The sequence below is a fragment of the Microbacterium sp. ZW T5_45 genome, from assembly GCF_044987415.1.
Classification (GTDB): domain Bacteria; phylum Actinomycetota; class Actinomycetes; order Actinomycetales; family Microbacteriaceae; genus Microbacterium.
The window spans coordinates 12613-33246 of sequence record NZ_JBJDRJ010000007.1; the positions used below are offsets into that span (position 1 = coordinate 12613).

General features: G+C 68.3%; 18 protein-coding genes. 6 read left to right on the forward strand and 12 right to left on the reverse strand.

The annotated features are described in order from the left end of the window. Positions 1-19 precede the first annotated feature (19 nt). A complete protein-coding gene (locus ACI3KS_RS04900) occupies positions 20-928 on the forward strand; it encodes a hypothetical protein (RefSeq protein ID WP_404915798.1) in 909 nt (302 codons plus the stop codon). Here ACI3KS_RS04900 and ACI3KS_RS04905 read toward each other — a convergent pair whose 3' ends face one another. Then, entirely contained in the window at positions 929-1591 is a 663-nt protein-coding gene (locus tag ACI3KS_RS04905) for a GntR family transcriptional regulator (RefSeq protein ID WP_404915800.1), read from the reverse strand. It abuts the gene before it with no gap. Here ACI3KS_RS04905 and ACI3KS_RS04910 point away from each other — a divergent pair. Next, the gene (locus ACI3KS_RS04910) at positions 1590-4514 is read left to right on the forward strand and encodes an FAD-binding and (Fe-S)-binding domain-containing protein (RefSeq protein WP_404915802.1); all 2925 of its coding nucleotides are present in this window, start codon (positions 1590-1592) and stop codon (positions 4512-4514) included. The genes ACI3KS_RS04905 and ACI3KS_RS04910 overlap by 2 nt on opposite strands. Here ACI3KS_RS04910 and ACI3KS_RS04915 read toward each other — a convergent pair. The 8 genes from ACI3KS_RS04915 to ACI3KS_RS04950 form a co-directional block, all read right to left on the reverse strand. Next, positions 4511-5983, reverse strand: a complete 1473-nt coding sequence (locus tag ACI3KS_RS04915) for a DUF5129 domain-containing protein (RefSeq protein ID WP_404915804.1) — start codon at positions 5981-5983, stop codon at positions 4511-4513. The two genes, ACI3KS_RS04910 and ACI3KS_RS04915, sit on opposite strands and share 4 nt — an antisense overlap. A gap of 175 nt (positions 5984-6158) precedes the next feature. Further along, positions 6159-7187, reverse strand: a complete 1029-nt coding sequence (gene ilvC / locus ACI3KS_RS04920; protein WP_404915806.1) for a ketol-acid reductoisomerase — start codon at positions 7185-7187, stop codon at positions 6159-6161. 72 nt (positions 7188-7259) lie between these two features. After that, complete coding sequence (gene ilvN / locus ACI3KS_RS04925) at positions 7260-7769, reverse strand: acetolactate synthase small subunit (RefSeq protein ID WP_404915808.1); 510 nt, start codon at positions 7767-7769, stop codon at positions 7260-7262. Positions 7770-7771: 2 nt separating this feature from the next. Further along, positions 7772-9574, reverse strand: coding sequence for an acetolactate synthase large subunit (locus tag ACI3KS_RS04930; RefSeq protein ID WP_404915810.1), 1803 nt, complete (start codon positions 9572-9574; stop codon positions 7772-7774). 74 nt (positions 9575-9648) lie between these two features. After that, positions 9649-11364: a dihydroxy-acid dehydratase gene (gene ilvD / locus ACI3KS_RS04935; protein WP_404915812.1), complete on the reverse strand. Its 1716-nt coding sequence runs from the start codon at positions 11362-11364 to the stop codon at positions 9649-9651. 9 nt (positions 11365-11373) lie between these two features. Further along, positions 11374-12171, reverse strand: a complete 798-nt coding sequence (gene otsB / locus ACI3KS_RS04940; protein WP_404915814.1) for a trehalose-phosphatase — start codon at positions 12169-12171, stop codon at positions 11374-11376. A gap of 39 nt (positions 12172-12210) precedes the next feature. Continuing rightward, a complete protein-coding gene (locus ACI3KS_RS04945) occupies positions 12211-13620 on the reverse strand; it encodes a trehalose-6-phosphate synthase (RefSeq protein WP_404915816.1) in 1410 nt (469 codons plus the stop codon). A 49-nt stretch (positions 13621-13669) separates the two neighbouring features. Further along, positions 13670-14914, reverse strand: coding sequence for an MFS transporter (locus tag ACI3KS_RS04950; protein ID WP_404915818.1), 1245 nt, complete (start codon positions 14912-14914; stop codon positions 13670-13672). A gap of 213 nt (positions 14915-15127) precedes the next feature. On the opposite strand from ACI3KS_RS04950, the gene ACI3KS_RS04955 reads away from it, so the two are divergent. Continuing rightward, positions 15128-15415 carry a hypothetical protein gene (locus ACI3KS_RS04955; RefSeq protein WP_404915820.1) on the forward strand — a complete coding sequence of 96 codons (288 nt, stop codon included), beginning with the start codon at positions 15128-15130 and terminating at the stop codon, positions 15413-15415. Positions 15416-15431: 16 nt separating this feature from the next. Here ACI3KS_RS04955 and ACI3KS_RS04960 read toward each other — a convergent pair whose 3' ends face one another. The 3 genes from ACI3KS_RS04960 to ACI3KS_RS04970 are packed head-to-tail and all read right to left on the reverse strand — an operon-like array spanning position 15432 to position 18029. Further along, a complete protein-coding gene (locus ACI3KS_RS04960) occupies positions 15432-16610 on the reverse strand; it encodes an acetyl-CoA C-acetyltransferase (protein WP_404915822.1) in 1179 nt (392 codons plus the stop codon). Beyond that, complete coding sequence (locus ACI3KS_RS04965; protein WP_404915824.1) at positions 16607-17254, reverse strand: CoA transferase subunit B; 648 nt, start codon at positions 17252-17254, stop codon at positions 16607-16609. The genes ACI3KS_RS04960 and ACI3KS_RS04965 overlap by 4 nt, the downstream gene beginning before the upstream one ends. A 1-nt stretch (position 17255) precedes the next feature. After that, entirely contained in the window at positions 17256-18029 is a 774-nt protein-coding gene (locus ACI3KS_RS04970) for a CoA transferase subunit A (protein WP_404915826.1), read from the reverse strand. A 104-nt stretch (positions 18030-18133) separates the two neighbouring features. On the opposite strand from ACI3KS_RS04970, the gene ACI3KS_RS04975 reads away from it, so the two are divergent. The 3 genes from ACI3KS_RS04975 to ACI3KS_RS04985 are packed head-to-tail and all read left to right on the forward strand — an operon-like array spanning position 18134 to position 20614. Continuing rightward, positions 18134-18919, forward strand: coding sequence for an IclR family transcriptional regulator (locus tag ACI3KS_RS04975; protein WP_404915828.1), 786 nt, complete (start codon positions 18134-18136; stop codon positions 18917-18919). Positions 18920-18953: 34 nt separating this feature from the next. Further along, positions 18954-19391, forward strand: a complete 438-nt coding sequence (locus tag ACI3KS_RS04980; RefSeq protein ID WP_404915830.1) for a MarR family winged helix-turn-helix transcriptional regulator — start codon at positions 18954-18956, stop codon at positions 19389-19391. Further along, positions 19388-20614, forward strand: coding sequence for an MFS transporter (locus tag ACI3KS_RS04985; RefSeq protein WP_404915832.1), 1227 nt, complete (start codon positions 19388-19390; stop codon positions 20612-20614). The genes ACI3KS_RS04980 and ACI3KS_RS04985 overlap by 4 nt, the downstream gene beginning before the upstream one ends. Positions 20615-20634: the final 20 nt, after the last annotated feature.

Consider the following 20634-nt stretch of genomic DNA (forward strand, 5'->3'; position numbering starts at 1 on the left):
GTGACGAGAGGGCGAGACCGTGGCCGAGAACAAGACCGACGACGTGGCGGAGCCGGCAGCGAACTGGAAGCCGACCGCCGCAGCGAAGTCGAAGGCGACGACGTTCCGCTGGATCGCGCTGGTGCTGTGGATCGTCGCCATAGCGGGCGAGGCCGTCGCGATCTTCTGGGTTCTGCGGCAGCGCGTCTACGTCGGGGAGGACGGCACGCTCTTCCGCGATCCTGACACCGGACTGCTCGAGGAACGCGGTGTCACCGCGCAGTTCCCGCAGTGGGCCTTCATCACCCTCCTCGTGCTGCTCGTCGTGATCGCCGCGCTGTCCATCATCGGTTCGCTGCTCTGGAAGAAGGCGAATCGCCTGGACCCGGCACGTAAGTCCGACACCGTGCGCTTCTTCGTGCAGAACCAGCTCGGTGCGATCATCGCGATCGTGGCGTTCCTGCCGCTCATCATCCTCATCTTCCTGAACAAGGACATGGACAGGGGCCAGAAGACGACGGCGGGGATCGTCGGCATCGCCCTCGCCGCGATCGCGGCGTTCATCGGCATCGACTTCTCGCCGGCATCCGTCGAGCAGTACACGGCCGACCAGTCCGCCGTGATCCAGCTGCTCGGCGCGGACGAGGTCGTGTGGGTCGCCGGCGGTTCCGTGTACCACGTCTGCGATCAGGTGTCCGACATCCAGACCGGCAGCGAGAAGCTCACGGGCACGACCGCCGAGGCGATCGAGGCCGGCAAGAGCCGACTCACCCTCAAGTTCGCCTCGGAGCTGCGCACCTGCGGGCTCGCGGTGCCGGAGAATGCCGACGAGATCACCGAGGCACTGCGTGCGATCCAGGACGGTCAGGTCGACACCCTGCTCCCCCAGCCGGTCTGGGCCGACCCGACTGACACTCCTATCGTGGTCGAGGATGCTCCGGCGGAGTAGTCACTCCGCCGTCAAAGCCTCCACGAGACGCTCCTCGGCCGCCGACAGGTGGACCGCGAGCAGGTCGGCTGCGAGTCCGGCTTCGCCGTCGGCGACGGCCTGCAGGATCAACGTGTGCTGAGCGGCGATGTCCGCGGCATCCAGCAGACGACGACCTTGGACCTGCGCCATGCACAGGCGCACCTCGTCGAGCACGCTCCGATACATGCGTCCGGTCCGCTCGCTGCGGATGGCGTCGATGATCGCGGTGTGGAAGCGGAGGTCGGGCTCCACGCTCGCGGGATCGGGGCCTCCGGAGAGCTCGGCGATCTCGGCATTGGCTGCGACAGCCGCCGATGGGACGTCCCGACGAACGGCCAGCTCGCGCAGCGCGGCGCTCTCGAGCCGGGTGCGGGTGCGGTAGACGTCCCGCACCATCGCCGCATCGATGTCGACGACGCGCGCACTGCGATGGGCGGTCCGCGCCAACAGCCCGGAGGCGACGAGCTGCTCGATCGCAGCCTTCGCGCTCGGCCGCGCGACACCGTACGCCTCTGAGACCGCCGCCTCCGTGACGGGAACGCCGGAGAGCACCTCGCCCGAGAGGATGCGCGAGCGGAGGTGCGCGGTGACCGCATCCACGACGCCGACCACGCCGAGGGCGTCATCCGGACTCGTGATCATGCAGGCATTCTATCGCGTCGACCAAGTTCGGTACACTTGTCTTACAATCTGTTCACCACTGTCGAGTCGACGTCGAGGAGACACCGTGCCCGCAACCGTGGCCCCACCGCTGGATGCCGATCTGCTCGGCTCCGTCACCGAAGTGCGCACCCGCTCGATCGACCGCTTCTCGCGCGCTCACGACGCCTCGCACTACCTTCTGATCCCCGATGCGGTTCTCTCCCCGGCGGATGCCGATGGGGTGGCGCGCGCCTTCCACGCCGTGCGCGCTGCGGGCCGCACCCTCACCTTCCGTTCCGGCGGCACGAGCCTGTCGGGACAGGGCGTGACCGGCGATGTCCTCGTCGACACGCGCAGTCACTTCCGCGATGTCCGGGTCGAGGACGATGGTGCATTCGTGCGGGTCGGCCCCGGAGCGACCGTGCGTCAGGTGAACACCCGGCTCGCTCGCCACCGCCGCAAGCTCGGCCCCGATCCCGCCAGCGAGATCGCGTGCACGATCGGCGGCGTCATTGCGAACAACTCCAGCGGAATGGCGTGCGGCATCATCGAGAACTCGTACCGGACCGTGGACTCCCTCGTACTCGTGCTGCCGAGCGGGACCGTCATCGACACCGGCGCAGCCGACGCGAACACGCGACTGCGGGCCGCGGAGCCGCAGATCGCGGACGGCTTGCTCGATCTGCGGCGCCGCCTGTTGTCCTCCCCCGAGAACGTCGCGTTCGTGAAGCAGCAGTTCTCGATGAAGAACACGATGGGCTACGGCATCAACGCCCTGCTGGACTTCGAGGACCCTGTCCGGATCCTGGAGCATCTCGTGATCGGCTCCGAGGGCACTCTCGCCTTCGTCGCCGAGGCGCGATTCCGCACGATCGAGATCCGCCCCGCGGTCGCCACCGGCCTGCTGGTGTTCGAGAGCCTGTCCGACGCGATGGCAGCACTCCCCGAGCTCGCCGCGCTCGGACTCGCCACGATCGAGCTCCTGGACGCCGCCTCCCTGCGCGTCGCGCAGGGACTGAGCGATGTTCCGCCGGCGATCGCCGCGATCGACGTGCAGGGTCACGCCGCGCTGCTCGTCGAGGTGCACGCGGCCGACGACGACAGCCTGAGGCGCGAAACCTCCGTCGTGCTCGACCACGTCGCGACGCTCCCCCTGAGCATCGAGGCCCGTCTCACGGTGGACGCCGCCGAGCGGGCCGCTCTCTGGCATGTGCGGAAGGGTCTGTACACGGCCATCGCCGGTGCGCGCCCGTCGGGCACGACCGCTCTTCTCGAGGACATCGTGGTGCCCGTCGATCGATTGCTCGTGACCTGCGAACGGCTCATCGAGCTCTTCGCCGCTCACGAATACGAGGACTCGGTGATCTTCGGTCACGCCAAGGACGGCAATGTCCACTTCCTGCTCAACGAACGCTTCGACGATCCCGAGAGCGTCGCACGTTACCGTCGATTCACCGACGACCTCGTCGACCTGGTCCTCAGTCAGGGCGGATCGCTGAAGGCGGAACACGGCACAGGGCGCATCATGGCTCCGTTCGTCCGGCGACAGTACGGCGACGAACTCACGGATCTGATGTGGGAGGTCAAGCGACTGCTCGACCCCGACGGCATCCTGAACCCCGGTGTGGTGCTGTCGGACGAGGCGGACTCGTACCTCCGCGACCTCAAGCGGGTGCCGACCGTCGAGAAGGAGGTCGACCGATGCGTGGAGTGCGGCTACTGCGAGCCGACCTGCCCGAGCAAGACCATCACGCTGACGCCCCGCCAACGGATCGTCCTGCGGCGCGACATGGCCTGGGCAGAGGAGCAGGGCGACCACAAGCTCCTCGCGGAACTCAGGGCGGACTACGACTACGACGGCGTGCAGACCTGTGCCGTCGACGGCATGTGCGCAATCGCATGCCCCGTCGACATCAACACCGGGGACCTCGTGCGCAGGCTGCGTGCGGAGGAGTCGTCGAAGATCGAGAACGGGCTCTGGAATGCGGCGGCAGCGGGATGGGGCGCGGTGACGCGTCTGGGTGGCATCGCCCTGACCGTGGCGGATGCCGCGCCCGCTCCCCTGGTCACCGGCGTCACGAAGCTCGCTCGAGCGGTCCTCGGGGACGACACGGTCCCGCTGTACGATTCCGGTCTGCCTCGTGGCGGATCCGCACCGCCCACGCCCCATGTCCCTGCCGATGCGCGGGCGGTGTTCTTCGGGGCCTGCATCGGCACCATGTTCGGAGCCGAAGACCACGGGATCGGATCACGGGATGCCGTACGCTCGATCCTCGATCGAGCCGGCATCCCGGTCGTGATCCCGGATGATGCGGGCGGTCTCTGCTGCGGGACCCCATGGAAGTCCAAGGGCCATCTCGACGGATACGAACGGATGACGAAGCGCACGCTCGCGTCCCTCTGGGCGGCCAGCCGCGGAGGTGAGCTGCCCGTCGTGTGCGATGCGGCATCCTGCACCGAGGGTCTGCACACGATGCTCGCGAAGTCGCTCGCCGCTCACCCGGAGTACGCAGGCCTGGTCATCGAGGACGCCACCACGTTCATCGCCCGAGAGGCGCTGCCCCATCTCACCGTGGGAGCCCGGCTCGACAGCATCGCCGTGCATCCCACCTGCTCGACGACCGCGCTGGGCGCGACCGATGCCCTCACCGAGATCGCCCGGGCCGTCGCGAACGACGTGTTCATCCCCGACGGCTGGGGATGCTGCGCATTCGCGGGCGACCGCGGGATGCTGCATCCGGAGTTGACGGCCAGCGCGACAGCCGTGGAGTCCGCGGAGCTCGAGAGCGCCGACACCGCACGCGGAGGCTTCGACGCTTTCGTCTCGGCCAACCGCACCTGCGAGATCGGGATGAGTCGCGCGACCGGCCGACCCTATCGTCACGTGGTCGAGGTGCTCGAGGAGGTGACCCGTCCCGTCTAGAAGCTCGAGGAGCTGCCCGATCCCGAGAAGCTCCCGCCGCTCGATCCATAGCCCGTCGACGAGCCCCCGGAGAACGAGCTGCTCGCGGCCGCGGAACGGTCGGATTCGACCCTGCTGACACCCGCCGAGTAGCCGATGCTGAACGAAATCGGATTCCAGAACTGGCCGGGACCGTACACGGTGTCGAGGATCGAGCCGGACCGCGGCGGCACCGAGCGGCGCTGCTTCTCCATGGCGGCCTCGATCGATGCGCGCTCGCTGTTCGACTTCGCGTACACCTCGATCAGGGCTCGCGAATGCTCGCGGAGCAGATGCGACAGCTCTCCTCGCAACCGCTCGAGCGCCTCCAATGCCGTCTCGGCGGAGATGGTCTGGCTGCGCAGATCCGCACCCAGGCGCTCGATCTCGGCTTCTGCGGAGACACGGAAGCTCTCGAGCGCCTGCGTCGAGGCGAGCGGATAGGAGTTCGGGTCGGACACGAGCTGCGAGATCGCGCCGATGTCCTCCCGCACAGGCTCGACCTGCTCGGCCCAGGCCTTCTCCCAGGTCGCGGCACGGGTCAGCAGAGCCGCAGCGTTCACGATCGCGTTGTCGACGAAGTCCAGTTCGGCGGCCTCGTCGGCGAATGCCTTCGCCTGCTCGGGGGCCTCCGAGCGCGATCGCTCCTTCTTGGTGAGCAGCTGCAGGCGCTGCTGCTCCTCGACCGTGCTGTAGTAGCGCCCGGAGAAGTCGTGGAAACGCTGCTCGAGGCGCTGCGCGAACGACGAGGTCGTCGGCAGCGTCCGCGCCGCGAGCTCGGTCTCATCGAGGTCCATCGTGACGCTCGTGAGGTGTTCTGCGCCGCGGGAGAGTTCTGCGGCGACCTTTCCCCGGCGATTCGCCCGGACGAGCAGGATGCCGCCCCACGTGCCGACGCCGACCACGCCCCCGCCCACAGCCGTGCCGATGAACGCCGGCGATGCGTACCACGGTCGGTTGATGAGCGAGGCGGCCTTCTTGACGCCGACGACGACGCCCTCGGTCCAGAATGCGGCGCGGAAGTCGTCCTTCGTGGCCTCCTGGATCGACGCCTGATCGTCGAGGGGGATGGTGCGGTCGTCACCGAAGTAGGTTCCGACGTGCCGGCCGTCCGGGTCGAGGGCGAAGATGAAGAGGCCGTCGGCCCATTTCTGCCCGTCGGCGCTGATCCATTCCGGATGCTCGGCCCGAGCGAACTCCAGGACCTTCTCATTCAGGTTGTCGTTCGCCGTCCCGCTGTAGGTGAAGACCACGACGGTCGTGGGCTCGTAGAAGTCGACGTCCGCGAGCTCGCGCTCCAGAGTGGGAACATCGAGTCGACCTGCCGTGTCGACGACGATGAGGTCGTCTCCCCCGACAGCCTGTGCGGCGACCGTCGGGAGGAGCAGCGAGATCAGGACGATGAGCATCCCGGCAAGGGCTGCTCCGGCACGTGCGGCGTGTCGAGTCATGCCTCCACCCTAACGACACGAAGAGGGCGCCCCGGAAGGGGCGCCCTCTCGCGAACGAAGCTCAGCGGTGGATGAGCTCGACGTCAGCGCGCAGCGCTGCCGTCGACCCAGGCCCGAAGGGCCGGCCGTCGCGCCAGCGACGCAGACAGCACAGCCCTCCGAGGACTACTCGACGTCAGCGCGCAGCGCTGCCGTCGACGTAGTCCTCGTCCTGCTGCTTCCAGGCGAACAGAGCGCGAAGCTCCTTGCCGGTCGCCTCGATGGGGTGCGTCTCCTCCTTGGCACGCAGCGCGAGGAACTCCTCGGCTCCGTTGTCCTGGTCCTCGATGAAGCGCTTCGCGAAGGCACCCGACTGGATATCCGCGAGGACGCCCTGCATGCTCTCCTTGACGCGAGCGTCGATGACGCGCGGGCCCGAGACGTAGTCGCCGAACTCGGCCGTGTCGGAGATCGACCAACGCTGCTTGGCGATGCCACCCTCCCACATGAGGTCGACGATGAGCTTGAGCTCGTGGAGCACCTCGAAGTAGGCGATCTGCGGCTGGTAGCCCGCCTCGGTGAGGGTCTCGAAGCCGGCCTGCACGAGGTGGCTCACGCCACCGCAGAGCACAGCCTGCTCGCCGAAGAGGTCGGTCTCGGTCTCTTCCGTGAAGGTCGTCTTGATGACGCCGGCGCGGGTGCCGCCGATGGCCTTCGCGTAGGAGAGAGCGGTCGCCCAGGCGGAACCCGATGCGTCGCGCTCGACGGCGATGATGTCCGGGATGCCGCGGCCGGCCACGAACTCGCGTCGCACCGTGTGGCCGGGGGCCTTCGGAGCGACGAGGATCACGTCGACGCCTTCGGGAGCGTCGATGTAACCGAAGCGGATGTTGAAACCGTGCGCGAACGCGAGGGTCTTTCCCGCGGTCAGGTTCGGCGCGATGGACTCGCTGTAGATGGTGCGCTGGTGCTGGTCTGGCGCGAGGATCATGATGAGGTCGGCCCACTCGGTGGCCTCGGCGACGGTCTTGACCGCGAAGCCGGCCTCTTCCGCCTTCGGCGCGGACTTGGAGCCCTCCTTGAGGGCGATCGCGACCTCGACACCCGAGTCGCGCAGGTTCTGCGCGTGGGCGTGGCCCTGAGAGCCGTAGCCGACGATCGCGACCTTCTTGCCCTGGATGATGGACAGATCGGCGTCAGCGTCGTAGAAGATCTCGGTGCTCACTGGTTTCCTTCTCCTTGATTGTGGTTTGTGTGAAAGCTGGTCGTGGTTCTGGATGTTTCGGGCGGTCGGCGATCAGCCGCGCAGCACGCGTTCGGTGATGCTCTTGCCGCCGCGGCCGATCGCGAGAAGGCCCGACTGGGCGATCTCCTTGATCCCGAAGGGCTCGAGCGCACGCAGCAGCGCGTCCACCTTGCCTCGATCTCCCGTGACCTCGACGACCAGCGCGTCGGGCGCATAGTCCACGACCGAGGCGCGGAACAGGTTCACGACCTCGATGACGTTCGAGCGCGTGGCGTTGTCGGTGCGCACCTTGACCAGCATGTGCTCGCGCTGCACGGACGCAGCGGGGTCGAGCTCGACGATCTTGATGACATTGATGAGCTTGTTGAGCTGCTTGGTCACCTGCTCAAGAGGCAGGGCGTCGACGTCGACCACGACGGTGATGCGCGAGATGCCGGGCACCTCGGTCACGCCGACCGCCAGCGAGTCGATGTTGAAGCCACGACGCGCGAACAGGCCGGCGACGCGAGTCAGGAGTCCAGGGGTGTCCTCCACGAGGAGGCTCAGCACGTGAGTCGTCATGGTCAGTCCTCCTCGTCGAAAGCGGGCGCGTGGTCGCGGGCGTACTGGACGTAGCTGTTGCTCACGCCCTGCGGCACCATCGGCCACACCATGGAGTCGGCGCTGACGACGAAGTCGATCACGACCGGGCGGTCGTTGGTCGCGAGGGCGAGTTCGATGGCGGCATCCACCTCGTCCTCCTTCTCGACGCGGATCGCGAGGCATCCGTACGCCTCGGCGAGCTTCACGAAGTCCGGGATCCTGACCGTGCCGTGGCCCGTGTTCAGGTCGGTGTTCGAGTGCCGGCCATCGTAGAACAGCGTCTGCCACTGCCGGACCATGCCGAGGGAGGAGTTGTTGATGATCGCGACCTTGATCGGGATGTTGTTGATCGCGCAGGTCGCGAGCTCCTGATTGGTCATCTGGAAGCATCCGTCGCCGTCGATCGCCCACACGTGACGGTCAGGCTCGGCGACCTTCGCGCCCATCGCCGCGGGCACCGAGTACCCCATGGTGCCGGCGCCGCCGGAGTTGAGCCAGGCGTTGGGGCGCTCGTACTTGATGAACTGCGCGGCCCACATCTGGTGCTGACCCACACCGGAGGCGTAGATGCCCTCCGGTCCCGTGAGCTCGCCGATGCGCTGGATCACGTGCTGCGGTGCGAGCAGACCGTCGGTGGTCGGGGCGTAGCCGAGCGGGAACTCGGTGCGCAGACCGTCGAGGTACGACCACCACTCCTCGATGTCGGGAGCGCCACCGGCGATCGCGCTGCGGAAGGCCGTCTCGAGGTCGACCAGCACATCGCGCACGTCGCCCACGATCGGCACGTCGGCGGTGCGGATCTTCGAGATCTCGGCGGGATCGATGTCGACGTGCACGACTTTCGCGTTCGGAGCGAACAGCGCGGCCTTTCCGGTCACGCGGTCGTCGAACCGCGCGCCGAGCGAGACGAGGAGGTCGGCCTCCTGCAGGGCGAGCACGGCCGGGACCGTGCCGTGCATCCCGGGCATGCCGAGGTGCTGCGGGTGCGAGTCCGGGAATGCGCCGCGCGCCATCAGGGTCGTCACGACGGGGGCACCGGTGGACTCCGCGAGTGCGAGCAGCTCTGCTGCGGCACGGCCGCGGACCACGCCGCCGCCCACGTACAGCACGGGCTTCTTCGACTCGGCCAGCAGAGCGGCCGCGGCCTGGATCTGCTTGCCGTGCGCCTTCGTCACCGGACGGTATCCGGGCAGGTCGTACTTCGGCGGCCACACGAAGGGCACCACATCCTGCTGCGCGTCCTTGGTGATGTCGACGAGAACGGGGCCGGGGCGACCGGTCGAGGCGATCTCGTAGGCGGCTGCCAGAGCACCGGGGATGTCGGCGGCGTCCTTCACCAGGATGGAGTGCTTCGTGATCGGCATCGTGATGCCGACGATGTCCGCTTCCTGGAACGCATCCGTTCCCATGAGGGTCGAGAACACCTGACCGGTGATCGCGAGCAGCGGCACGGAGTCCATGTAGGCATCCGCGATCGCGGTGACGAGGTTCGTCGCACCGGGACCGGAGGTCGCGATGCAGACGCCGACCTTGCCGGACGCCGAGGCGTAGCCCTCTGCCGCGTGGCCCGCGCCCTGCTCGTGGCGCACGAGGATGTGACGGAGGTCGGACGCGTCCATGAGCGGGTCGTAGACCGGAAGGATCGCGCCGCCGGGAAGGCCGAACACGTCGGTCACCCCCAGCAGCTCGAGCGTGCGGACGACGGCCTCGGCGCCCGTGATCTCGGGCGAAGACGACTTGGCGGCGGGCGGCCTCGGCACGGCCGAGACGGAGTCAGTTGTCATGAGACTTCCTTCAGATGATCTGTGGAGACGTGGGCCCTTCGACAGGCTCAGGAACCCATCGGAAGAGCTGCGGATCAGCCGGTCGTCGCGCCCTCGGCGGCGGACCGCACGAGACGCGAATACTTGGCAAGAACGCCACGGGTATAGCGCGGGGGAAGCGGCTCCCAGCCGGAACGGCGGGAGGCGAGCTCCGCCTCATCGACGAGTAGATCGAGAGAGCGAGCTGCGATATCGACCCGTATCAGATCACCATCGCGCACGAAGGCGATGGGACCAGCGTCCACCGCTTCGGGTGCTATGTGGCCGATGCACAGGCCGGTTGTGCCGCCTGAGAATCGTCCGTCCGTCAAGAGTAGTACATCTTTTCCGAGCCCGGCGCCCTTGATGGCCGCGGTGATCGCGAGCATCTCGCGCATGCCGGGTCCGCCCTTGGGGCCTTCGTAGCGGATCACGATGACGGTGTTCTTGTCGATTTCGCCGCTCGCGACGGCATCCATCGCCGCGCGCTCTCGCTCGAAGACCCGCGCCTTGCCCTCGAACACCGCGGCATCGAAGCCCGCGGTCTTCACGACGGCGCCCTCCGGCGCGAGCGAGCCGTGCAGGATCGTCAGGCCACCGGTGGCGTGGATCGGATTGTCGAAGGTGTGGATGACCTCGCCGTCGATGGGCATGGGGTCGAGGTCTGCGAGGTTCTCGGCGAGCGTCTTGCCGGTGACGGTGAGAGCGTCGCCGTGCAGGAGGCCTTCATCGAGCATCGCCTTCATGATGACCGGGATGCCGCCGTGGCGGTCGACGTCGTTCATGACGTACTTGCCGAACGGCTTCATGTCGGCGACGTGGGGCACCTTGTCGCCGATGCGGTTGAAGTCGTGCAGGCTCAGCTCGACCTCGGCCTCGCGGGCGATGGCGAGCAGATGGAGGACGACGTTCGTCGAGCCGCCGAGCGCCATGGCCAGCGCGATCGCGTTCTCGAACGCCTCCTTGGTGAGGATGTCGCGGGTCGTGATGCCCTGACGGAGCAGGTTGACCACGGCCTCGCCGGAACGATGCGCGAAGTAGTCCCGGCGACGATCGGCCGCGGGCGGAGCAGCGGAGCCCGGAAGGCTGAGTCCGAGAGCCTCGGCGACGGATGCCATGGTATTGGCCGTGTACATGCCACCGCACGCGCCCTCACCTGGGGCGATCGCGCACTCGATGCGCTTGAGGTCCTCTTCGCTCATGAGGCCCGCACGGCACGCGCCGACGGCCTCGAACGAGTCGATGATCGTGACGTCCTTCTCCGTGCCGTCGGAGAGTTTCACCCAGCCGGGGGCGATGGAGCCTGCGTAGAGGAACACGCTCGACAGGTCGAGACGCGCGCTGGCCATGAGCATCCCGGGGATCGACTTGTCGCAACCGGCGAGCAGCACCGATCCGTCGAGACGCTCGGCCATGATGACGGTCTCGACCGAGTCCGCGATGACCTCGCGCGAGACGAGCGAGAAGTGCATGCCCTCGTGGCCCATCGAGATGCCATCGGAGACGGAGATCGTGCCGAACTGCAGCGGGTAGCCGCCGCCGGAGTGCACGCCCTCCTTCGCGCCCTGCGCGAGCCTGTCGAGGCTCAGGTTGCAGGGGGTGATCTCGTTCCAGCTCGACGCGATTCCGATCTGAGGCTTGTCCCAGTCGGCGTCGCCCATGCCGACCGCACGCAGCATTCCGCGTGAGGTGGTCGCCTCGATGCCGTCGGTGACCACCCGACTGCGAGGCTTGATGTCGATGGGCGGCTTCGATGCATCGTGCGAGGACATGACGGAAGTCTATTCCCGCACGGCCTCCCGCTCGTCTGCGACAGACTGCAGAAGTCGGGCCAGCTCTTGTGGGTTCTGCACACGGAGCGCCGCCGAGCTCTCCCCCGGGCCGACCCTGACCCCGAGATCTCCCTCGCCGAGCACGCGCATCGCGTCCTCGTCCGTGACGTCGTCGCCAGCGAACAGGATGCCGGTGGCGCGGTAGCGCTCGCGGAGAGCGGCCATCGCCGCGTCCTTGCCCTCGGCTCGCGAGGAGAACTCGAGCACCCTGTGGCCGAGGCGCCGACGCCAGGACGGGAAGCGTGCGGCGACGAGTTCATCGATCTCCGCGAACACGGCCTTTTCGACCTCTCGCGTCGCTCCACGGGTGTGCACGCCCATGCCGTACGTCTTGGGCTCGAACTCGGCGCCCTCGTACCTGTCGATGATCGGGCGTGCTGCGGCCCACAGCTCCTCGCGCTCGGCATCCGATGCGGTACCGGTCGGCGCCGGGGCCTCGCCAGTGCCGGGGTACCAGTACTGCGCGCCGTGGGACCCGGCGAGGGCGATGGGCGAATCGTCGGAGTGCTCCGTGATGATGCGGAGGTCGTGCAGGCTGCGCCCGGAGACGTACGCGACGGTCGTCCGTGGCAGCACGGAGAGACGCTCCAACTGCTCGACGATCTCGGGGATCGCCCGCGCCGCCATGGGATCGACGACGAACGGCGAGGCCGTGCCGTCGAAATCGAGGGCGACGACCAGGCGGTCGGTGGCGGCGAGAGCCCGGATCGCGTCGTCCGACGATCCGGGGGTCCAGGTGCGTGTCACGGGGTCTCCAGTCTGCTGGTCGGGGTACCGGGCCGGGCGTCAGTGCGGATGCACCTCGTCGAGCGCCTTGAGGAACGACGAGGACCAGGCCTCGACATCGTTCTCGAGCACTCGACGGCGCAGCGACCGCATACGTTTGCCTTGCTCGCCCTTGGGCATCTCGACCGCGGTCATGATCGCGTCCTTCAGGCCCTCGATGTCGTGGGGGTTCACGCGCACCGCCTGGCGCAGCTCATCGGCCGCTCCCGTGAACTCGCTCAGCACGAGCACTCCGCGGTTGTCGGCCCGAGTGGCGACGTACTCCTTCGCGACGAGGTTCATGCCGTCACGGAGCGCGGTCACGAGCATGACGTCCGCGGCGAGGTACAGCGCGACCATCTCCTCGCGGGGGTAGCCCTGGTGGAGATACCGGATCGCGGTGTGCCCCATGGTGTCGAAGTCGCCGTTGATCCGCCCGACCGACAGCTCGATCTCGTCCCGGAGGTGCGCGTAGGCGTCGACGCGCTCGCGGCTGGGGCTCGCCACCTGCACGAGGGTCACATCCTCCACTGCGAGCCGCCCCTCGGTCAGGAGCTCACCATACGCCTTGATGCGGTGTCCGATGCCCTTGGTGTAGTCCAGCCGGTCGACACCGAGCAGGATCTTCGCCGGGTTGCCGAGGCTCTCCCTGATCTCGGCCGCTCGTGCTCGCACATCGGGTCGCGCGGCGAGCTCGAGGTAGGGCGTGGTGTCGATCGAGATGGGGAACGCGCGCGCGATGGCGGTGCGGGTCGTGCCGTCTTCCACCGGCACCGCGACGGCCGAGCCCTTGACCTCGTGGCGCAGTCGACGCCGGACCGCCGTGAGGAAGTACGTCGCGTCCTGGGCTCGTTGGAAGCCGATCACATCGGCCCCGAGCAGCCCGCGCAGCACCTGATCGCGCCATGGCAGCTGCGCATACAGACCGTGCGCGGGGAACGGGATGTGGTGGAAGTACCCGATGGTGAGGTCGGGGCGCAGTTCGCGCAACAGCTGCGGCACCAGCTGCAGCTGATAGTCGTGCACCCACACCGTGCCGTTCTCGGCTGCGACGGACGCGGCCGCCTCAGCGAAGCGGCGGTTCACTCTCGTATACGCGTCCCACCATTCGCGGTGGTACTGGGGCGGGGCGATCACGTCGTGGTAGAGCGGCCAGATCGTGTCGTTCGAGAATCCCTCGTAGTACTCGGCGATCTCCTCGGCGCTCAGCGCGACGGGGACGAGATCGATCCCCCCGATCTCGAAGGGATCGAGGTGGAGGTCGGCCTGCCCCGGCCACCCGACCCAGGCGCCGTGGGCTCTTCTCATCATCGGCTCGAGTGCGGCGACGAGACCGCCTGGCGATGTCCGCCACTCCTCGCTGCCGTCCGCCCCGATCACCCGGTCCACGGGGAGTCGGTTGGCGACGACGACGAAATCTGCGGCGGGCATGCGCACTCCTCGGATGGATGGACGGATGCCTTCAGGCTATCGACAGCGGCTACGCCGTGCGTGCCGCGGAATGAGGGGTTGCGCTGAGCCACCAGTTCGCGATAGCCGCCGCGAAGGCGACGCCGGCCGCCACGATCGGCAGCACGAGAGCCGCCGTCGAGCCGTGACTCTCGGCGATCCCTCCGGCCACGGCGGCTCCGAGGGACTGGCCGACGACGACTCCCGAACCGAGCATCGTCATCACCGTCGCCGAGCGTCCGAGGGGGCTGCGCGCCGCTCCGAAGCTGTATTGCGTGACGAGCGTGGGTCCGATGCCGACGCCCATGATCGCCAGTGCCACCATCATCGATGCCGGGGAGTCGACGAACGGCAGCAGCAGGGTGCCTGCGAGGAGGATGCCGGCGAACGTCAACCAGCGAGCTCGCAGCGAGAACCGGGCGGGAAGCCAGGCGACGCCGAGCGCCAGAGCGGCCGAGCCGACGCCCATGACTCCGTAGAGGAGCCCTGCCTGTTCGGATGCTCCACGATCGGCCATGAACGAGGTGAGCGAGGTGAGCATGGTCCCGAAGAACATGCCGACGCCCAGGATGCCGAGCACGACGATCAGCAGTTGCGGCCGGAACAGCTCGGACGCCGAGGAGGGTGCGCGCCCGTCGGCATCGCGGTGCTGCGACACGGCACGGGCGCTGGGGTGCAGAGCGAATGCGCCGACGAACACCACGGTGAGGATCGCCGCGCCGACGAGGGGAGCCCACGGAGCGATGGCCGACGCCAGGATCCCCACGAGGAAGGGGCCGAAGACGAACACCGTCTCGTCCGCCGCCGACTCATACGCCATCGTGCCGGAGATCGTGCGCGTGCGCCCTGCCTCCGGCATCCGATCGGTGATCATCGTGACCAGGCGTGAACGTGAGAGCGGTGCGACCTGCGGCGCGGTCGCGCCGATGCCGAATGCGCTCACCAAGACCAGCGCGTCGGCCGTGGAGCTGTAGACGACGGCGGTGAACGTCACGAGCATCGCGCCGTTGGCGATCGCCAGGATCGTCAGCACCACGCGCTGTCCGAACCGATCGGATGCCGCTCCGAGCAGCGGCCCGAAGCAGGCGGTGCCGAGTCCGACTGCGGCGGACGTGAGACCGCCGAGCGAGAGCGACCCCCGCGCGGACACGACGACGGTGAGCACGCCGACGACCATCATGGCGAACGGGAGTCTCGCGATGAACGCGATGAGGAAATAGGGGAATCCGGCGATCCGGAGAAGGCTCGGCTGCGCCGAGGTGTGCGTCTGTGTCATGGCTCTCGCGCGTCCGCGGACGCGGGGTCGGGTGCCGCCGCTGTCCGCCGGGGATGCCGACGTCCGGTAGATACACGGGTGTGCGGCCGTGGTCGAGCACGGCCTCTCCAGGATAGCGCGTTCACCTGCGCGGGGCACGGAGCCCTTTACACCACCTCGCCCCGCCGGCGGAACACCTCTTCGCCACGAGTTCGACCGGGGTAGCGTAGCCTCATGCGCTACCTGTTCAGCACGGGACTCTTCGCCGCCCTCTCCGCCGGGTACTCTCTGCTCCGCGGGTCACGAGAGGTGCCCATCACCTGGCGATCGGTGCTCGCCTGGGTGAGCTGGGGCATCACGCTGGCGCTCGCGATCGGCGCGGTCATCGACACTCGCCGTGACGAGAAGGGTTTCGCGGTCGCCGAGGACTCACCGCTCGCGCACGTGCAGACCAAGCGCGCGAAGAAGTTCGAGAAGGCCGCGCAGAAGGCTCAGAAGGCGACCAAGAAGGCGCGCCTCTGAGCAGCATCCACGACGGTCACAGAGTGAGGATCAGCGCCTCGCCCTGACCGCCGCCGCCGCACAGCCCGACAGCGGCCGTGCCGCTCCCCCGCCGCGCGAGCTCGTGCACCGCGTGCACGACCAGTCGCGCCCCCGATGCGCCGATCGGGTGGCCGATCGCGATTCCCCCTCCGTGGATGTTCACGATCCCGCTGTCGAGTCCGAGCTCGACCTGCGACCGCGCGACGACGGCGCCGAACGCCTCATTGATCTCCACGAAGTCGAGGTCGGCGTGCGAGATGCCCTGCTTCTCGCACGCGCGCTCGATCGCGCGGGCGGGCTGAGCGTGCAGGGAGTTGTCCGGCCCGGCGGTCTGCCCGCTCGCGCCGATGACGCCCAGCACGGTCCATCCCTCCGCCTCGGCGCGCTCCCTCGTCGTCACGACCACGGCGGCGGCGCCGTCGGAGATCTGCGAGGAGTTGCCGGCCGTGATCGAACCGCCCTCGGCGAAAGCCGCGCGCAGACCGCCCAGCGACTCCGCGGTCGTGTCCGGGCGCACCCCCTCGTCGGAGGTGACCTCGACGGACGGTCCTCTGCGCTGCGGCACCTCGACGGGCACGATCTCGGCCTCGAACACTCCCGACGTCTGCGCCGCCGCTGCGCGCTGGTGGGACAGTGCGGCGACGGTGTCCTGCGCCTCGCGTGTGAGCTCGTAGCGGGCGTTGTGGCGCTCGGTCGACGCGCCCATGCTCTCCTTGTCGTAGGCGTCGGTGAGGCCGTCGAAGGCCATGTGGTCGAGCACCTCGACGCTGCCATAGGTCCATCCGTCACGGGACCCCATCAGCAGGTGCGGGGCGCAGGTCATGGACTCCATCCCACCGGCCACCACGACCTCGGCGTCTCCCGTGCGGATCATGCGCGATGCGTCGATCACGGCCGTCAGGCCCGAGAGGCAGACCTTGTTGACGGAGTGGGCGGGCACATCCCAACCGATGCCGGCGCCGATCGCGGCCTGGCGTGCCGCGTTCTGGCCGGATCCGGCCGCGAGCACCTGCCCGACGATGACGGCGTCGACGGCCGCCGGATCGATCCCGCCCTGTGCGAGCGCACCGCGGATGGCGAACGATCCGAGCTGTGGAGCGGTGAACGCCGCGAGCTGTCCTTTGAGCCGCCCCTGCGGCGTCCGGGCCGCCGCGACGATGACGATGTCGGTCATGAGTGCATCCCTTCGGGAACGATGAGTGCGGGTTCGGTCGCCGCGATCACGTCGGCGACGCTGACGCCCGGTGCCGTCTCCACCAGCACGAGGCCGGTATCAGTGACGTCGATCACGGCGAGGTCGGTGATGATCCGATCGACGACGCCACGACCGGTGAGCGGCAGCGAGCAGTCGTTCACGATCTTCGCGGATCCGTCCTTCGCGACGTGCTCCATGAGGACGATCACCTGCGCAGCGCCGTGCACGAGATCCATGGCCCCACCCGGGCCCTTCACCATCTTGCCGGGGATCATCCAGTTCGCGAGATCGCCGGATGCCGAGACCTGCATCGCACCGAGGATCGCGGCATCGATCTTCCCACCGCGGATCATGCCGAAGCTCGTCGCCGAATCGAAGAACGCTGCCCCCGGAAGGACCGTCACGGTCTCCTTGCCTGCGTTGATCAGGTCGGGGTCGACCTCGCTCTCGCGCGGGTACGGTCCGACGCCGAGGATGCCGTTCTCGGACTGCAGCACGACGGTGACACCTTCCGGCACGTAGTTGGGGACGAGCGTTGGCAGCCCGATCCCCAGATTCACGTACGAGCCGTCGGTCAGCTCGGCAGCGGCGCGCGCGGCCATCTGCTCTCTCGTCAGCGGCATGTCAGGCTCCTTCCGCGGCGACGGTGCGCCGTTCGATGCGCTTCGGGATGTCGCTGCCGACCTCCACGATGCGGTGCACATAGACGCCGGGCAGGTGCACCCGATCGGGATCCAGCTCCCCTGGTTCGACGAGCTGCTCGACCTGCGCGATGCAGACCCGGCCGGCCATCGCCGCGAGCGGGTTGAAGTTGCGGGCGGCCTTGTTGAAGATCAGGTTGCCGTGCGGGTCACCGGCCACGGCGTGCACGAGGGCGAAGTCGGTCGTGATGGCCTCTTCGAGCACGAACTCGCGAGGCACGCCGTCGACGTCGAAGGTCCGCACGTCCTTGACAGGAGACGCGACGGCGATCGACCCGTCCGGGTGATAACGCCGCGGGAGTCCTCCCTCCGCCACCTGTGTGCCGACGCCCGTCTGCGTGAAGAAGGCGGCGATGCCCGAACCTCCGGCCCGCAGCTTCTCCGCGAGGGTCCCCTGCGGGGTGAGCTCCAGCTCGAGCTCACCGGAGAGGAACTGCCTCTCGAACTCCTTGTTCTCGCCGACGTACGACGACGTCATCTTACGGATGCGCTGCGCGGCCAGCAGCACGCCGAGACCCCAGTCGTCGACACCGCAGTTGTTGCTGACGATGCTGAGGTCGCGTGTCCCCTGCGCGAGGAGCGCCTCGATCAGAGCGATCGGATTCCCCGAGAGTCCGAAACCGCCGACCGCAATGGTCGATCCATCCGAGATGTCGGCGACGGCCTCGGCCGGCGTCGCCCAATGCTTGTCGATCACGCGAACTCCTTCGATGACGTGTCCTCGTCCAGCATCCTCCGCCGACGAGCTCTGGGGAACCCGACTCTTGCGATGTGGACTGATCCGGCACTAGCGTCCACGATATGGACACCCAGCGCTCGATCCCCGGTGCACAGGCGATCGCGAGAGCGGCTCACCTGCTGCGCCTGGTCACCGCGAGCGGATCCGATGGCGCAGCCCTCCTCGATCTCGCCCGCGCCGCGGATCTGTCGCGACCCACGACGCACCGCCTGCTCAGCGCATTGCGACTCGAAGGCCTGGTCGACCGCGATGTGGACACCGGGCGATGGATGCCGGGGCCCGAGCTCTTCCTCATGGGTTCGGTGGCAGCCGCCCGATACGACGTGACGGCGCTCGCGCGCGACATCGTCCGCTCGCTCGCCGTGACCACCGAGGAGAGCGCGTTCTTCTCTGCCCGCCGCGCCGATGAGACGGTGTGCCTCTTACGCGAAGAGGGTGCCTTCCCCATCCGCTCTTTCGTGCTCAGCGAGGGCGTCCGCTTCCCCCTCGGCGTGGCGAGCGCCGGGCTCGCGATCCTCGCCTTCCTCCCTGACCACGATGTGGATGCCTACCTCGCGCGGCATCCGGAACTGGAGTCGGAATGGGGGCGTCCGCACGGAGGGCCCCCGCTGCGCATCAGACTCGCCGAGACCAAGGAGCGCGGATTCGCGATCAATCCCGGTCTGATCGTCGAAGGCAGCTGGGGGCTGGGAGCCGCGGTCTTCGATCGCGCCGGGCGACCGGAGTGGGCACTGAGTCTCACCGGCGTCGCCTTCCGTTTCGGCCCCGATCGGATCGCGGATCTCGGACGCACCCTGCTCGCGCATGCACATCAGCTCTCAGCGAGGATCGCGAACGCACGACGGTGACGGATTACATACCGCAGGATATATACTTTTTGGTATGAATCGCGTGGATGTCATCCCCTCGCTCGTGCTCTCCGGCTACGCGCTCGGTCGCATCGCCGCTCAAGACGCCGGCAACGACGCGCCTGCGGCGCAGTGGCGGGTGCTGAGTCTGCTCGAGCAGAGGGGAGGCAGACGTGTCGGCGAGCTCGCCGCCGCATCCCGCACCACACAGCCGGGCATGACCCGGCTCCTCGGCGGGCTGGAGGGCGACGGCCTCGTGCGCCGCTCCCCCGACCCCGCGGATTCCCGGGCGACCGTCGTCGACATCACCGCAGAGGGATCAACGGCGCTGCGCGCGTGGCGCGAGCAGTTCCGCGACATCCTCGCTCCGCGCTTCGCCGGACTCGATGACGACGACTGGAGCGCCCTCACGCGTGCCGCAGAGATCCTCGCCGCGCACACCACCGCAGAATCGACAGGAGCAGTACGTTGAACACCCCCGCACCGTCCGTGTGGAGGCAGCCGGCCCAGGTCTGGGCCGTCGCCTTCGCGTGTGTCGTCGCCTTCATGGGCATCGGTCTCGTGGACCCGATCCTCCCCGCGATCGCCGAGTCTCTCGAGGCGAGCCCTGTGCAGACCGAACTGCTGTTCACGAGCTATCTGGCCGTCACTGGCCTCGCCATGCTCGTGACCAGCTGGATCTCCAGCCGCATCGGAGCGAAGAGGACGCTGCTGATCGGACTGGCGTTCATCGTCGTGTTCGCGCTCCTGTGCGCGATCAGCGGCAGCGTCGACGCCGTCATCGGCTTCCGCGCGGGGTGGGGACTCGGGAACGCCCTGTTCATCTCCACCGCGCTCGCGACCATCGTCGGCGCGGCATCCGGTGGCAGCGGAGCCGCGATCGTGCTGTACGAGGCCGCGCTCGGCCTCGGCATCGCGGTCGGACCGCTGCTGGGAGGGCTGTTGGGCGAGCAGAGCTGGCGGGCCCCGTTCTTCGGAGTCGTCGTGCTCATGGCCATCGCGTTCGTCGCGATCCTCGTCCTCCTCAAAGGCGTCGACGAGAAGCGTCAGCCGATCCCTTTCTCGGCTCCGTTCAAGGCCCTCGGTCGCCCTGCACTCGCAGTGCTCGCCGTCACCGCGCTGTTCTACAACATCGGCTTCTTCGTGCTGCTCGCGTTCTCGCCGTTCCCGCTCGGCTTCGGCGCCATGGGCATCGGCTTCACGTTCTTCGGCTGGGGAGTCGCGCTCGCGATCACGAGCGTCTGGGTCGCACCGCTCCTGATGCGGCGGATGCGGCGCACGACGGTGATCCTCACCGTGCTGCCGCTGCTCGCTGTGGATCTCGTCGTCGGCGGCCTCCTGGTGGCCTCCCCGACCGCTCTCGTCGTGTGCATCATCATCGGCGGCCTGCTGTTGGGCGTCATGAACACGGTCCTCACCGAGGCCGTGATGGAGGCCACCGATCTGCCCCGCTCCGTCGCATCGTCCGCGTACTCGGCGGTTCGGTTCCTCGGCGGCGCGATGGCGCCCCCGATCGCCGCCGCCCTGTGGCACGCGTTCGATGCGACGGTGCCGTATCTGTTCGCCGCGGCATCCGTGCTCCTCGCGGCGCTGACCGTCCTGCTCGGGCGGCGGACTCTCGCACACATCGACGACCACGCCGCTGACCCCGTGACCGAGGACGCGGAGGCCATGGCGCTCGGCGACGCGAGCTGAGCCTGGCATAGGCTCCGGAG

Bases quoted from the DNA above. Each gene is read 5' to 3' on its own strand.
- ACI3KS_RS04910 (WP_404915802.1), top strand. From the start codon at position 1,590: ATGCAGGCATTCTATCGCGTCGACCAAGTTCGGTACACTTGTCTTACA.
- ACI3KS_RS04905 (WP_404915800.1), bottom strand. From the start codon at position 1,591: ATGATCACGAGTCCGGATGACGCCCTCGGCGTGGTCGGCGTCGTGGAT.
- ACI3KS_RS04915 (WP_404915804.1), bottom strand. From the start codon at position 5,983: ATGACTCGACACGCCGCACGTGCCGGAGCAGCCCTTGCCGGGATGCTC.
- ilvN (WP_404915808.1), bottom strand. From the start codon at position 7,769: ATGACGACTCACGTGCTGAGCCTCCTCGTGGAGGACACCCCTGGACTC.
- ACI3KS_RS04930 (WP_404915810.1), bottom strand. From the start codon at position 9,574: ATGACAACTGACTCCGTCTCGGCCGTGCCGAGGCCGCCCGCCGCCAAG.
- ilvD (WP_404915812.1), bottom strand. From the start codon at position 11,364: ATGTCCTCGCACGATGCATCGAAGCCGCCCATCGACATCAAGCCTCGC.
- ACI3KS_RS04945 (WP_404915816.1), bottom strand. From the start codon at position 13,620: ATGCCCGCCGCAGATTTCGTCGTCGTCGCCAACCGACTCCCCGTGGAC.
- ACI3KS_RS04950 (WP_404915818.1), bottom strand. From the start codon at position 14,914: ATGACACAGACGCACACCTCGGCGCAGCCGAGCCTTCTCCGGATCGCC.
- ACI3KS_RS04955 (WP_404915820.1), top strand. From the start codon at position 15,128: ATGCGCTACCTGTTCAGCACGGGACTCTTCGCCGCCCTCTCCGCCGGG.
- ACI3KS_RS04960 (WP_404915822.1), bottom strand. From the start codon at position 16,610: ATGACCGACATCGTCATCGTCGCGGCGGCCCGGACGCCGCAGGGGCGG.
- ACI3KS_RS04965 (WP_404915824.1), bottom strand. From the start codon at position 17,254: ATGCCGCTGACGAGAGAGCAGATGGCCGCGCGCGCCGCTGCCGAGCTG.
- ACI3KS_RS04975 (WP_404915828.1), top strand. From the start codon at position 18,134: ATGGACACCCAGCGCTCGATCCCCGGTGCACAGGCGATCGCGAGAGCG.
- ACI3KS_RS04980 (WP_404915830.1), top strand. From the start codon at position 18,954: ATGAATCGCGTGGATGTCATCCCCTCGCTCGTGCTCTCCGGCTACGCG.